The organism is Enterobacteriaceae endosymbiont of Donacia bicoloricornis (assembly GCF_012567955.1).
Lineage (GTDB): Bacteria > Pseudomonadota > Gammaproteobacteria > Enterobacterales > Enterobacteriaceae.
The window spans coordinates 142,737-158,010 of the sequence record NZ_CP046186.1 but is presented as its reverse complement, the minus strand read 5'-3'; the positions used below and the strand labels follow the sequence as shown (position 1 = coordinate 158,010).

9 protein-coding genes and 1 tRNA gene are annotated in these 15,274 nt (G+C 21.7%); 2 read left to right on the top strand and 8 right to left on the bottom strand.

All coding sequences use genetic code 11. From position 1 onward, the window contains the following. Nucleotides 1-20 precede the first annotated feature (20 nt). From aroC to GJU03_RS00740, 7 genes are all read right to left on the bottom strand, one after another. A complete protein-coding gene (gene aroC, locus GJU03_RS00770) occupies nucleotides 21-1,091 on the bottom strand; it encodes a chorismate synthase (protein WP_168918800.1) in 1,071 nt (356 codons plus the stop codon). A 50-nt stretch (nucleotides 1,092-1,141) separates the two neighbouring features. Beyond that, nucleotides 1,142-2,053, bottom strand: coding sequence for a 50S ribosomal protein L3 N(5)-glutamine methyltransferase (gene prmB, locus GJU03_RS00765; protein ID WP_168918799.1), 912 nt, complete (start codon nucleotides 2,051-2,053; stop codon nucleotides 1,142-1,144). A gap of 90 nt (nucleotides 2,054-2,143) precedes the next feature. After that, nucleotides 2,144-2,216, bottom strand: a tRNA-Asn gene (locus GJU03_RS00760). A 107-nt stretch (nucleotides 2,217-2,323) separates the two neighbouring features. Then, entirely contained in the window at nucleotides 2,324-3,382 is a 1,059-nt protein-coding gene (locus GJU03_RS00755; protein ID WP_168918798.1) for an extracellular solute-binding protein, read from the bottom strand. Between the two features lie 183 nt (nucleotides 3,383-3,565). Continuing rightward, on the bottom strand, nucleotides 3,566-4,594 hold the full coding sequence (gene argF / locus GJU03_RS00750) for an ornithine carbamoyltransferase (RefSeq protein WP_168918797.1): 1,029 nt from the start codon (nucleotides 4,592-4,594) through the stop codon (nucleotides 3,566-3,568). Nucleotides 4,595-4,648: 54 nt separating this feature from the next. Then, complete coding sequence (locus GJU03_RS00745; RefSeq protein WP_168918796.1) at nucleotides 4,649-7,423, bottom strand: valine--tRNA ligase; 2,775 nt, start codon at nucleotides 7,421-7,423, stop codon at nucleotides 4,649-4,651. A 51-nt stretch (nucleotides 7,424-7,474) separates the two neighbouring features. Further along, nucleotides 7,475-8,968, bottom strand: a complete 1,494-nt coding sequence (locus tag GJU03_RS00740) for a leucyl aminopeptidase (protein ID WP_168918795.1) — start codon at nucleotides 8,966-8,968, stop codon at nucleotides 7,475-7,477. Nucleotides 8,969-9,295: 327 nt separating this feature from the next. Here GJU03_RS00740 and dnaK point away from each other — a divergent pair, with 327 nt between their 5' ends. Together dnaK and dnaJ are read left to right on the top strand one after the other, a co-directional pair. Continuing rightward, nucleotides 9,296-11,209 (top strand): molecular chaperone DnaK, encoded by a 1,914-nt coding sequence (dnaK, locus tag GJU03_RS00735; protein WP_168918794.1) that lies wholly within the window; start codon nucleotides 9,296-9,298, stop codon nucleotides 11,207-11,209. Between the two features lie 118 nt (nucleotides 11,210-11,327). Next, nucleotides 11,328-12,443, top strand: coding sequence for a molecular chaperone DnaJ (gene dnaJ / locus GJU03_RS00730; protein WP_168918793.1), 1,116 nt, complete (start codon nucleotides 11,328-11,330; stop codon nucleotides 12,441-12,443). A 55-nt stretch (nucleotides 12,444-12,498) separates the two neighbouring features. Here dnaJ and secA read toward each other — a convergent pair whose 3' ends face one another. Continuing rightward, nucleotides 12,499-15,240: a preprotein translocase subunit SecA gene (gene secA, locus GJU03_RS00725; protein WP_168918792.1), complete on the bottom strand. Its 2,742-nt coding sequence runs from the start codon at nucleotides 15,238-15,240 to the stop codon at nucleotides 12,499-12,501. Between the last annotated feature and the right edge of the window lie 34 nt (nucleotides 15,241-15,274).

Genomic DNA, 15,274 nt, shown 5'->3' with positions numbered 1-15,274 from the left:
TAAATTTAATAAATATTAGATTATTTAATAATATCAGCACATTGTGCGCGATAACGTAATAAATGATCCATTAAAATGATAGCAACCATTGCTTCTCCAATTGGAACAGCTCTAATTCCTACACAAGGATCATGACGTCCTTGTGTAATACAATATATTTCTTTTCCTGAAGTATTAACTGTTTTCCCTGGAATAGAAATACTAGATGTTGGTTTAACAACAAAATTTATAATGATATTTTGACCTGTACTAATTCCCCCTAAAATTCCTCCAGAGTTATTACTTTTAAATCCATTTTTATCCATTTCATCTCTATAATTACTTCCTAATTTATTTATTGAATTAAATCCATCTCCTATTTCAATACCTTTTACTGCATTTATACTCATAATTGCATGTGCTAATTCAGCATCTAATTTATCAAATACTGGTTCTCCTAACCCTATTGGTACATTTTCTGCAATAATAGTAATTTTAGCTCCTATAGAATTACCAGATTTTTTTAAAATATTTATCATATTTTGTAAATCTTTTATTTGATATTTATTTGGACAAAAAAAAGGATTTTTATTAACTTCAGCCCAATTTTCAAAATTACAAATTATATCTCCCATTTGAGATAAATATCCTTTAATTTTTAAATTATATTTTATTGATAAATATTTTTTAGCAATAGCTCCTGCAGCAACACGCATAGTTGTCTCTCTAGCTGATGAGCGACCACCACCTTTATAATCTCTAATTCCATACTTTTGTTCATAAGTATAATCAGCATGTCCAGGCCTAAAAACATTTTTTATATTACTATAATCTTTAGATCTTATATCCATATTATTTATTAATAATCCAATACTTGTTCCGGTTGTAAAATTATTAAATACTCCTGATAAAATTTTTATTTGATCTAATTCTCTCCGAGGAGAAGTATATTGCGATTGTCCTGGTCTTCTCCTATTTAAATCTTTTTGTATATCTTTTATTTCTAAGGGAATTTGAGGAGGAACCCCATCTATAATACATCCTAAAGATTTTCCATGTGATTCTCCAAAAGTTGTAACTTTAAATAATTTTCCAATACTATTGCCTGCCATAAATATTTCTCCTAAATTTATAAAAATTATTTATTAAATATAATTTTAAATTATATTTTCTCTATTTTAAATATCCCTATACCTCCATTTTTTATATTAAGCCATTGAAAATTTATTTCAGGATATTTTTTTATAATATCTAACATTTTATTTCCTACTTCACAAATTAAAATACCACCTTTTTTTAAGTAAAAATTTGATTGAAATATGATTTTATCGATAATTTCCATACCATTATTTTCACAAAATAAACCTATTTTAGGTTCATAGAAATATTCTTTTGGTAAATATTTTATTTCTTTTTTATCTACATATGGAGGATTAGTAATAATTAAATCATAAGTTAATTTAGTTAATTTATTAAATAAATCACTACATATTGGTGTAATACGATTTTCTAATCCATGTAATTGGATATTATGTTCTGCAACATTAATAGCTTCTAAAGAAATATCTACTGCATCTATATGTGCATTAGGAAATAAATATGAACATGCAATAGCTATACATCCACTTCCAGTGCATAAATCTAATATAGATTTAGGTTCTTTATTATTAGGAAAAATAACTGATTTAAATTTATTATTAATTAATTCAGCAATTGGAGATCTAGGTATTAATACCCTTTTATCTATATATAATTCATGACCACAAAACCAGGTTTTTTTTGTTAAATATACTACTGGTATTCTTTTTTTTATACGTTTATAAACTAATTGATAAATTAGTTCACGTTCTTTAAATGATAATTTAGAATTAAAAATTTCTTTAAATAAATAAGGAGGTAACCCTATTAATGGTAAAACTAAATTTATCGCTTCATCCCATGGATTATCACTACCATGTCCATACCATAAATTAGAAATACTAAAACAGCTTGTTACCCAACGTATCATATCTTGGATAGATGATAATTCAGTAATAATATTTTTGTTAAGTAAAAATTCTAATTTTATTACCATATAATATATCCTATAATAAAATATTTATTAAATAATTTAAATATAAAAAATATAAAAATATATTTTATGATAAAAAATTTTTATAATTTTCTCCCCTGACTGGATTCGAACCAGTGACATACGGATTAACAGTCCGCCGTTCTACCTACTGAACTACAGAGGATCTATAAATGATTATATTTGTATAATAGTAAAAATATTATATATATGTCAAGAAAATTATATTTAATAATAAAAATATTCAATTTTATTTATATTTTATATTCAAAATTATAAATTTTTTAATTTTTGAAACTCTATTTCATATTCTTTACTTATATTATTATTAACATAATTTTGCCATATACCATTATTAATGATCTCATCATTAGGATATAGTATATCATTATTAATCATATCTAAAGGTAATAATTTTTGTGCTTTTAAATTTGGAGTAGAAAAACCTGTTTTTTTAGCTATTTTTGCTGCAATATCAGGTCTTAATAAAAAATTAATTAATTTTAATGCACCTTTGATATTTTTTGCATTTTTAGGAATAACAAAACTATCCATCCAAAAAATCCCTCCTTCTTTAGGCCAAATAAATTTTAAAGGAATTCCTAATTTTTGTACAAGATAAGCAGATCCATTCCAAATCATACCTATATTTACAGAACCTTCAATAAAAGGATATCCAGGATTATCAGAATTAAATAAAATAACATTAGGCATTAATTTTTTTAGATCTATAAAAGATTTTTTTATATAAAAAGTATTATTTGTATTAGCTGGATAACCTAATTTAATTAATGACATTTGAAATACTTCCTTAGCATCATCTATTAAAGACAAAGATTTATAATATTTAGGATTCCATAAGTCTTTCCAACTATGAATAGATTTTGAATTTATTATATTTGTATTAATTCCTATACCCGTTGCACCCCACATATACGGGATAGAATATTCATTATTTAAATCAAAAGATTTGTTTAAAAATTTATGGTCTAAATTAGAAAAATTAGGTATTTTTTTTTTTTCTATTTTTTGTATCATACCTTCATTTTTCATTTTTACTACAAAATAATTGGATGGTACGACTAAATCATATGGTTGTTTTGTATAAGTTTTTAACTTGGCATACATACTTTCATTAGATTCATATGTAGAATAAATAATTCTAATTCCTGTTTCTTTTGTAAATTGGTTTAAAATTTCTTGAGGAACATATTCAGTCCAGTTATAGAAAAAAATAGTATCTTTATATGATTTCGTATTATTTAAATATTTGTTTGTAATTGGTAATAATAATATAAAAATAATAAATATTAATCTAAAAAATGAAAACATTTTTATTAAATCCTATAAATATATTTAAATTATTTAATTTTTTACATTATTAATAAATTTTTCATAAAAAATATTTTATATATTTTAATATTGAGAGTATTTCTTTTAAATTTTTAATAAAAAAAGTTTATTAATAATTCATTATTATTTTTTATTTTTTGTAAAAATTATTATAAATATTTTTTATATTTTTTCTTTTAATAAAGAAGTCATTATTATTGCCTTAATAACATGAATTTTATTTTCTGCTTGCTGAAATATAATATTATTATTAGATTCAAAAATTTCATCTGTTATTTCTAATCCATTATATAAATTATATTTTGAAATAATTTCTTTAGTAAATAATTTTTTATAATGACTATATAAATGTAATGAAGGTAAACAATGCATAACTTTAATATTTTTATTTTGACTTTTTTGTAATAAAAGTTTATTAACTTGATAATTATGTAATTTTTTTATTTTTTTTTCCCATAATTGTAAAGAGGTTTTTTCTCCCATGGATAACCAAATATCTGTATAAATAAAATCTGCATTTTTTATGCCTATATCTATATTATTAGTAATATGGATATTATTGTAATGTTTAATTTTATCTATTATTTTATTTATATAAAAATTATTATTTGATTTAATTTTTTGTGGAGAAATTAAACATAATTTAAAACCTATAATAATAGATGCATTTATTAAACTATAAGATATATTATTATTTATATCACCTATATAACATAATTTTATTTGATTTATTTTTTTATTTTTTATGTTTTCTTTAATAGTTAATAAATCTGCTAATATTTGAGTAGGATGAAATTCATTTGTTAATCCATTCCATACAGGAATGGTTGAATATTTAGCTAAATTTTCAATATTTTTTTGATATTTTCCTCTATATCCTAATCCATGATACATATTACTTAAAATTCTAGCTGAATCTTTTAGTGACTCTTTATTTCCAATATGACTATCTTTTATATTTAAATAAGTAATATTTGCTCCTTGATCAAAACAAGCTATTTCAAAAGCACATCTAGTTCTTGTTGAATTTTTTTCAAAAATTAAAATAATATTTTTATTAATTAGTTTTTTTTTTTCTTTAAAATTTTTTTTATTGTATTTTAATTTTTCTGAAATTTTAATTAATTTATAAAGATCTTTTTTTGAAAAATCTGATAATTTTAAAAAATGCTTATTATAAAATTGATTCATAATATTAATCTCTATTCATTTATTAATAATGTAAAATTATAAAATATATAAATATTATAAGTTTTTAATTAAAAAAAACTTTTGTAATAATTCTTTTTTTAAAATTTTACAATTTTTTAATTTTTCTAAATTTTTTAAAATAATATTTTTAGGTGCTTTTGATAAAAAATTTTTATTTTTTGTATTTTTTATTAAAAAATTTATTATTTTTTGATTATTATTTAATTTTTTATTAATTTGATTCAATAAGTTTTTTTGATTAATAATTTTATTATTTAATGGAATCCCAAATTCAATATTATCAATTTTATTTATCAATATTTTTTCTGGAAAATTAATTTCTTCTTTAAGAAAGAAAATTTTTTTTAAATTTACAAATTTTTTTAAAATATTTATATTAATTTTTAAAAAATTATGAAATTCATAACTTATATTTTTTATATATAAATTAATTTTTATATCATTTTTTATGTTCATTTCAATTTTATTATTACGAATAATTGTAATTACATTTATAAATGTATTAAAAATATTTATTGTTTTTTTATTTATTTTTGATGTGTTAACTTTAGGAAAGGATTGTATCATAATACTACTTTTAAATAAATTTTTTTTATTTTTAATTATTTTTTGCCATATTATTTCTGTAATAAATGGAATTATAGGATGAGAAAGTCTTAATAAAGATTCAAAAAGATTATATAATGTATAATATGTGCCAACATATTTTAATTGATTTTTTTCTTTGAAAATTATTTTACTATATTCTAAATACCAATCACAGAATTTATTCCATATAAAATTATATAAAAGATTAGCGGCATGATCAAAACGATATTCATTTAATGCTTTTGTATAATATTTTACAAGTAAATAATATTCTGACCAAATCCATTGATCTATTAAAGATAGATTTTTTGTTTTATGAATAAATTCATATTTAATATTTTTTAAAATAAAAATACTTGCATTCCAAATTTTATTACAAAAATTACGATAACCTTCTAATCTAGTTATATCCCAATATATATCACGTCCTGTAGACGATAAAGCAGCTAATGTAAATCTTAAAGCATCTGCTCCATAAATTTTATTATTTTTTTTAAAATTTATAGCAGAAATACCTTCAATAAAATCTATAGGATTGATCACATTACCTTTTGATTTAGACATTTTATTTCCCTTATTATCTCTAATTAATCCTGTCATTAAGATATTTTTAAAAGGTATTTGAGGTGTATTATCTTTGTTTTTGACAAAATGCATTGTCATCATTATCATTCTAGATATCCAAAAAAAAATAATGTCGAAACCACTTATAATAACATTTGTAGGATGAAATAAATAAAAATTTTTGTTATTGGGCCAATCTAAAGTAACAAAAGTCCATAAACTTGAAGAAAACCATGTATCTAAAACATCAGAATCTTGTTTTAAAATTAAATTTTTATTTAAATTATATTTTTTTTTTATTTCTTTTTCATTTTTTCCTACATAAATATTATTTTTATTATCATACCAAACTGGAATTCTATGTCCCCACCATAGTTGTCGTGAAATACACCAATCCTGAATATTATTCATCCAAGAATAAAACATATTTTTATATTTTTTAGGGAAAAAAATAATTTTGTTATTTTTTACAGCATCTATTGCATTTTTAGATAAAATTTTAGTATTTAAATACCACTGATTTGTTAACATAGGCATAATAATAGTATTACTACGAATACTAAATGGAATTAATCTAATTTTTATTTCATATTTAGTTAATAAATTATTTTGTTTTATTTTTTCTATAATTATGGTTCTTGCTGTTAAAAAATTTATTTTTTGTAAGTATTTTGGAATATCATTGTTTAATTTTATTTTTTGTTGTTTTTTATTTAAAATTTCACATTTTTTTAAAATATTACCGTTTAAATCAAAAATATTAATTAGAGGTAAATTATGTTTTAATGCAACTTGATAATCATTAAAATCATGAGCTGGACTAATTTTAACACATCCTGTTCCTTTCGTTATTTTAACATAGTTATCAGCTATAATAGGAATTTGACGATTAATAATAGGTATTATTACAAATTTACCTACTAAATTAGTATATCTTTTATCTGATGGATTAATAGCAATAGCGCTATCTGCTAATAATGTTTCTGGTCTAGTTGTTGCTACAGTTAAATAATTTTTATTATTTAATGTTGTTAAACTATCTTGAAAAAAATATTTTAAATACCATATACTTGTTTTTTTTTCTTTATATTTAACTTCTAAATCAGAAATAACAGTTTTAAGTTTAAAATCCCAATGTATTAATTTTTTTTTTTTATAAATTAGTCCTTGATTATAAAGAATAATAAAAATATCTCTTACTGATTTTATAAATTTATTATCCATTGTAAATCTTGTTTTTTCCCATTCTGTAGATAAACCTAAACTTTTCATTTGATTATAAATAATTTTACAATATTTATCTTTCCATTCCCAAATATGTTTTAAAAAAAAATTTTTACTATAATGATTTTTCGTTTTTCCTGTTTCATTAAAAATTTTTTGTTCTATTAAATTTTGTGTAGCAATTCCTGCATGATCTATCCCAACTTGACATAATATATTTTTACCTAACATACGATGATAACGTGTTAAAATATCAATAAGAGTATATTGTAATGCATGTCCTATATGTAAATAACCTGTAATATTAGGTGGAGGAACCATAATAGAAAAACATTCTTTTATACTATCTAATTTATTTTTTAAAAAATTATTTTTTTCCCAATAATTATAAATTTTTTTTTCAAAAATTTTTGGATTATATATTTTATCCATAACAAAAAAATATCCTTTATATAAGGTAAATTAATATGAAAATATAAAAAATTATTTATTATGAAATGTTTGATTAATTAAAAATTGACATAACATATTAATAGGACGGCCAGAAGCCATTGCTTGATTATTTACATAATACCAAGCAGTACCAGCAATATCTATATGAGCCCATTTATATTTTGTTGCAAATTTAGATAAAAAACAAGCGGCAGTTATTGCACCTGCAACACCATTATTACTATTAACTAAATGAGCAATATTAGATTTCAATTGATCAAAATATTTTTTATCATTAATCGGTAATTCCCAAACACGATCATCTGCTTCTAATGAAGCTTTTATAATTTTTTTAGATAATCGTTTATTATTAGACATTAATCCACTAATATTATTACCTAATGCTATAACACATGCTCCTGTTAGAGTAGCAATATCAATGACATATTTAGGATTATATTTTTTAATATATGTTAATATATCACATAATATTAAACGTCCTTCAGCATCTGTATTTTTAATTTCAACAGTAATACCAGACATTGTTTTGATCACATCACTAGGTCTATATGCATTAGAACTAGGCATATTTTCTCCACATGCTAAAATAGCAATAACATTTAAAGATAAGTTTAATTTTGCGATTGCATGTATTGTGCCATATATGGCTGCTGCCCCGCACATATCATATTTCATATCTTCCATATTTTTACTAGGTTTTAAAGATATTCCTCCAGAATCAAAAGTAACTCCCTTGCCTAATAAAACAATAGGTTGTAACTTATTATTAGTTTGATATTTTATAATAGAAATATAAGGTTTATTTTTGGATCCTTTACTAACAGATAAATAAGCATTCATACCTATTTTTTGCATCATTTTTTCATTAATAATTTCTACAGAAATATTATTATATTGTTTTGTTAATTTTTCAGTTTTAAGAGATAAATATTTAGGAGTACATATATTTGGTGGTAAATTAGCTATATTTTTAGCTTTTTTTATACCTAAATTAATAGCTTTTCCATGTTCTATTGCAGAAAAATAAACATTTTTATTATTATCAGTAATAACAAATTTTATTTTTGATTTAAAAAACAATTTTTGTTTTTTAAATTTATCAAATGAATAAATATTATCTTCAATAATATTAATTGTATCTCTAATATTCCAATATAATTTACAATTATCTATTTTTAGATCTGTAAGGTACCAATAAATTTCTTTAAAAGAGTATTTTTTTATAATATTAATTATATTATTTATAATTAATTTATTTTTTTCTCTATTAAGAGAATTTTTAATTCCACAACCCACAATAATAATTGTATTACATAAAACATTAGGTATTTTGTATAAAATTATATTTTGATTAATTTTTCCTTTTATGTTATTTTTTTCTAAAATATTTAAAATATAATTATTTGATATATCATTTATTTTTTTAAAAATTTTAGAAAACTTATATTGTTCAAATATAGGTATTACTATGCAATCTAGTGTATTTTTATTTGGAAAAACTATTTTTTCTGCAAAATATCGCATTTTATAATCCTTATTATTTAAAATAATTAAAATAAATATAAATTATTTTATATATATTAAAAAATATAATTTATTTTTTAATAAAAAAATTGTTACAATTAATATATAACATTTTTTAAAAAAAATAATAATTTATATTAAAATAGATAAAAATTTTTATATTTAAAAAAAAAAAATAGACTTCCCCCTTGATGCATTAATATGTGGCCCCATTTCCCCTTCATTAGGGATTTTTTTATATAAAATAAATTATTAAAATTTATTTTAATAATGTTTATATTTTAAAAATTAATTAATTTATATATAAAATAAGGGTAAGTAATTAATATGGGTAAAATAATTGGTATTGATTTAGGTACAACTAATTCTTGTGTGGCAATTATTGATGGTAATAAACCACGTGTTTTAGAAAATTCTGAAGGTGAAAGAACCACACCTTCAGTTGTTGCATATACACAAGATGGTGAAATTTTAGTAGGTCAACCTGCAAAACGTCAAGCTGTTACAAATCCTAAAAATACTCTTTTTGCTATAAAAAGATTAATTGGTAGAAGATTTGATGATAAAGAAGTACAGCGTGATATAAAAATAATGCCGTATAAAATTATAAAATCTGATAATGGTGATGCATGGATAGATATTAAAGGAAAAAAAATAGCTCCACCACAAATTTCAGCTGAAATTTTAAAAAAAATGAAAAAAACAGCTGAAGATTTTTTAGGTATTCAAATAAATGAAGCCGTTATTACAGTACCTGCTTATTTTAATGATGCTCAACGTCAAGCTACTAAAGATGCTGGTAGAATAGCAGGATTAGAAGTTAAAAGGATTATAAATGAACCTACAGCAGCTGCATTAGCTTATGGTTTAGATAAAGGTAAAGGAAGTAGAATAATTGCTGTATATGATTTAGGAGGAGGGACTTTTGATATTTCTATAATTGAAATTGATGACGTAGATGGTGAAAAAACTTTTGAAGTATTATCTACCAATGGAGATACCCATTTAGGGGGTGAAGATTTTGATAGTCGTATCATAAACTATTTAGTAAAAGAATTTAAAAAGGACCAAGGAATAGATTTAAAAAATGATCCATTAGCAATGCAAAGATTAAAAGAATCTGCAGAAAAAGCAAAAATTGAATTATCTTCAGCACAACAGACAGATATAAATTTACCTTATATTACAGCTAATTCTACCGGTCCTAAACATTTAAATATTAAATTAACAAGAGCAAAATTAGAATCTCTAGTAGAAGATTTAATTGATCAATCAATAAAACCATTAAAAATGGCTTTAAAAGATGCTAATTTATCTTCTTCTGATATTAATGATGTTATTTTAGTAGGTGGGCAAACTCGTATGCCTATGGTTCAAAATAAAGTATCATCATTTTTTGGAAAAAAACCAAGAAAGGATATTAATCCTGATGAAGCAGTAGCAATAGGAGCTGCAGTACAAGGTGGAGTATTAGCCGGAGATGTTAAAGATGTATTATTATTAGATGTAACTCCTTTATCTTTAGGTATTGAAACTATTGGAGGAGTAATGACTACATTAATAAACAAAAATACAACTATTCCAACTAAACATAGTCAAATTTTTTCAACAGCTGAAAATAATCAATCTTCGGTTACAATTCATGTTTTACAAGGGGAACGAAAAAGAGCAAGTGATAATAAATCTTTAGGTCAATTTAATTTAGATGGAATTAGTCCTGCTCCAAGAGGTATTCCTCAAATTGAGGTAACATTTGATATAGATGCAGATGGAATTTTACATGTTTCTGCAAAAGATAAAAAAAGTGGTCAAGAACAAAAAATAACAATACAAGCATCATCTGGTTTAGATAAAAATGAAGTAGAAAAAATGATAAGAGATGCAGAAGCTAATACTGAATCTGATCGTCTTTTTGAAGAATTAGTAAAAATACGTAATGAAGGTGACCAACTTATTCATAATACCGAGAAGAAACTAAAAGAAGTAGATAATCAAGTTAATAAAGAAGATAAAGTTTTAATACAAAATTCTATTAATGAATTAAATGAAACTCTCAAAAAAGAAGATAAAAATGATATAAGAATAAAAATACAAAAATTAATTGAAGTATCTAGTAAAATAATGAATTTAACTAATAATCAAAATAATAAAGAAAATAAAGATAATAATATTAAAAATGATAATCAAGAAAACGAAGTTGTTGATGCTGAATTTGAAGAAGTTAAAGATAAAAAAAAATAATTTTTTAATAATTATATAAATGAATAATTAAATTATGTTATTAAAACTGTTTATATTTTATAAATAAAATAATTTGTATTAATAAAATTATGGGATTAGATTAGGACAGTAATTTATTATGGCAAAAAAAGATTATTATGATATTTTAGGTATTACTAGGAATGCTGCAGATCGTGAAATTAAAAGAGCATATAAACGGTTAGCTATTAAATTTCACCCAGATCGTAATCCCGGAAATAAAAATGCTGAAAATAAGTTTAAAGAAATAAAAGAAGCTTATGAAATTTTAAGTAATGAAAAAAAAAGAGCAGCTTATGATCAGTATGGACATTCTGCTTTTGAACAAGAAAACATAAATAATACAACTGATTTTAGTGATATTTTTGGTGATGTTTTTGGAGATATTTTTGGAGGAAATTCTAGATCTAAAAAAAAATCTAGAAAAGGTTCTGATGTAAAATATTTAATTGAAATTTCTTTAGAAGAAGCAATTAAAGGAACAACTAAAAAAATAAAAATTCCTGTTTTAAAAAATTGTAATTATTGTAATGGGACAGGTGCCCAAGGAGCATTACAAAAATGTCATACATGTAATGGATATGGACAAATCCAAATGAGTCAGGGTTTTTTTACTGTTCAACAAACATGTCCTAGATGTCATGGTCAAGGTAATTTTATTAAAAATCCTTGTTTTTATTGTAAAGGTAAAGGTAAATTAAAAATTTATAAAAATTTATCAGTAAAAATTCCTAGCGGGATTGATAATGGAGATCGAATTAGATTAAATGGTGAAGGAGAATCAGGTGAAAATGGAGCTCAATCTGGAGATTTATATATAGAAATTAAAATTACAAAACACCCTCTTTTTATTAGAGAAGGGAATAATTTATACTGTGAATTACCAATTAATTTTATTACAGCTATATTAGGTGGAGATATAAAAATACCTACATTTGATGGTTATGTAAAATTAAAAATTCCAGAAGGAACTCAAACAGGTAAAATGTTTAGAATACGTAATAAAGGTATAAAATCAATTAGAAGAAATAGTAATTTTGGTGATTTATTATGTAAAATAATCGTTGAAATTCCAATTAATTTAAATAATGAACAAAAAAATATTTTATATCAGTTAGATAAAAGTTTTAAAAATATTTCTATTTATAGAAATAATCCTAAAATAGGAAAATTTTTAAATAATATTAAAGATTTTTTTTATAATATAAAGAGTTAACAACAATAGAGGGTATAAAAAATAAACTTATTTTTTATATTCTCTATTGTTAAATTTATTTAATTATCAAACCATGACAAAATTTATATTTTTTACCTGAAAGACAAGGACATTTTTCATTTCTACCTATTTTTTTTTTAAAAAAATTTATATTATTTAAATATTTATCTTTTTCATTTAGAGATGAAACATCAGATTTTTTTTTTATAATCATAAAATTATTGTTTTTTGTATTATTAATAATTTTAGTATTTTCTATTAAAATATCTGAAGATTCATCATAGTTTATTATTATTTCTTTTTCTAATTTACTTAAAATAATAATAACTTCTTTCTTTAAAGTATTTAACATTATATTAAACATATTAAAAGATTCTTTTTTATATTCTTGTTTAGGATCTTGTTGTGCATAACCTCTTAAATGAATACCTTGTTTTAAATATTCTATTGCAGCAAGATGTTCTTTCCATAAATTATCTAAAATTTTTAAAATAATATTTTTTTCAAAAATTTTTATATTTTTTATTTTTAAATTGTTTATTTTTTTAAAATATTCTTTTTCTGAAAAATTAATAATTTTTTTTAAAAAAAAAGTTTTATTAATTTTTTTTTTGTTTTTTTCTAGATATATATTTATCCAATTTTTAATTGGTAGTTTTAAATTAAAAACATTAGAAAAATAAATTTGTATTTTTTTTAAATTCCATTTTTCTTTAATATAATTATCAGATTGAATATAGGTATTTATTATTTTTGTAAATATATCAATTCTAAAATTTTTAATTATTTGTTCAGTTTTTAATAATTTTAATAATTTATCTCTTTGAGCATATATTGATAAGCGTTGATCATTGATCACATCATCATACTCAAGTAATTGTTTACGTATAGCAAAATTATAATTTTCTACTTTTTTTTGTGCTTTAGAAATAGCTTTTGTTATCCAGGGATGTTCAATAAAATCATTATTTTTCATGCCAAGTTTTTGCATTAAAAATAACATATTTTTAGGTGCAAAAATACGCATTAATGAATCTTCCATTGATAAATAAAATCTTGAAACACCTGGATCCCCTTGTCTACCAGAACGTCCTCTTAACTGATTATCAATTCTCCTAGATTCATGACGTTCAGTACCAATAACATATAAACCACCTAATTTTATAATTTCTTCATGTTTTATTTGCCATTGTTCTTTTAATTTTTTTAATTTATCTAAATTATCTTTTTTATTTAAAATAAAGTTTCCACCCAGAACAATATCAGTTCCTCTTCCTGCCATATTAGTCGCAATTGTTACTGCATATTTCATGCCAGCTTTTGATATAATTTCTGCTTCTCTAGCATGAAATTTTGCATTTAAAACATTATGTTTAATACCTATTTTTTTTAATTTTTGTGAAATTAATTCTGATTTTTTTATCGAAATAGTTCCAACTAAAATAGGTTGTCCTTTTAAATTTTTTTTTTTAATATCTTTAATTATGGCTTTTATTTTTTCTTTTTTAGTTAAATAGATTAAATCTGGTAAATCTTTTCTAATCATAGGTTTATTAGTAGGTATAACTATTGTATCTAATTTATAGATTTCTTTAAATTCATAAGATTCAGTAATAGCAGTTCCTGTCATCCCAGATAATTTATTATATAATCTAAAATAGTTTTGAAAAGTAATAGATGCTAAGGTTTGATTTTCATTGTTAATTTTTACATTTTCTTTTGCTTCTATTGCTTGATGTAATCCTTCTGACCACCTTCTTCCTTCCATTAATCTTCCAGTATGTTCATCTACTATTATGATTTTATTATTTTTTAATATATAATCTACATTTTTTTTAAAAAGTTTATGTGCTCTTAAAGCAGAAATAATATGATGTAAAATAATAATATTATTACCAGAGTATAAAGATTCGTTTTGATTTATTATTTTTTTTTCTATCAATAATTTTTCTAAAAAAATTAAACCTTTTTCAGTTAAATATGCTTGACGAGATTTTTCATCTATAAAAAAATGTCCTTTTCCTTGAAAGGAATTAGAATCTTCTTGTGATTGATAAATCAATTTCGGTATAATTTTGTTTATTTTTGTATATAGTTTTGAACTATCTTCAGCTGCTCCTGAAATAATTAAAGGAGTTCTAGATTCATCAATAAGTATTGAATCAACTTCATCAATAATAGCATATTGTAAACCACGTTGCATTTTATCAGTATAATTAAAAACCATATTATCTTTCAGAAAATCAAAACCATATTCATTATTAGTACCATAGGTAATATCTGCTTTATAAGCCTTTTTTTTTTCTTTTGATGACATAGATGATATATTAATACCAACAGTTAATCCTAAAAATTCAAATAATTTTTTATTGTTTATAGCGTCACGTTGTGCTAAATAATCATTAACAGTAACAATATGTACTCCTTTTCCATTAAGAGCATTAAGATAAGCTGGTAATGTAGAAGTTAATGTTTTACCTTCTCCTGTTTTCATTTCAGCTACACAATTATTATTTAAAACAATACCTCCTATTAATTGCACATCAAAATGACGCATACCAAATATTCTTTTACTAGTTTCCCTAACTGTAGCAAAAGCTTCTGGTAAAATATTTTCTAAAGAAAAATTATTTTGTAATTGTTCTTTAAAATATAAAGTTTTATTTTGTAATTCAAAATTAGTTAATTTTTCAAATTCTGTTTCCATTTTATTAATAATATTTACAGTTTTTTGAATATTTCGTAAAATACGATCATTATTACTACCAAAAATTTTGGTAAAAATTTTTTTTAACATATCAATACTCTTAATAAAATATACTTGTATAATT

What these genes read in the sequence shown, in the direction of transcription:
- aroC (WP_168918800.1), bottom strand. Translation starts at nt 1,091, where the DNA reads ATGGCAGGCAATAGTATTGGAAAATTATTTAAAGTTACAACTTTTGGA.
- GJU03_RS00745 (WP_168918796.1), bottom strand. Translation starts at nt 7,423, where the DNA reads ATGGATAAAATATATAATCCAAAAATTTTTGAAAAAAAAATTTATAAT.
- GJU03_RS00740 (WP_168918795.1), bottom strand. Translation starts at nt 8,968, where the DNA reads ATGCGATATTTTGCAGAAAAAATAGTTTTTCCAAATAAAAATACACTA.
- dnaJ (WP_168918793.1), top strand. Translation starts at nt 11,328, where the DNA reads ATGGCAAAAAAAGATTATTATGATATTTTAGGTATTACTAGGAATGCT.
- GJU03_RS00755 (WP_168918798.1), bottom strand. Translation starts at nt 3,382, where the DNA reads ATGTTTTCATTTTTTAGATTAATATTTATTATTTTTATATTATTATTA.
- secA (WP_168918792.1), bottom strand. Translation starts at nt 15,240, where the DNA reads ATGTTAAAAAAAATTTTTACCAAAATTTTTGGTAGTAATAATGATCGT.
- argF (WP_168918797.1), bottom strand. Translation starts at nt 4,594, where the DNA reads ATGAATCAATTTTATAATAAGCATTTTTTAAAATTATCAGATTTTTCA.
- prmB (WP_168918799.1), bottom strand. Translation starts at nt 2,053, where the DNA reads ATGGTAATAAAATTAGAATTTTTACTTAACAAAAATATTATTACTGAA.
- dnaK (WP_168918794.1), top strand. Translation starts at nt 9,296, where the DNA reads ATGGGTAAAATAATTGGTATTGATTTAGGTACAACTAATTCTTGTGTG.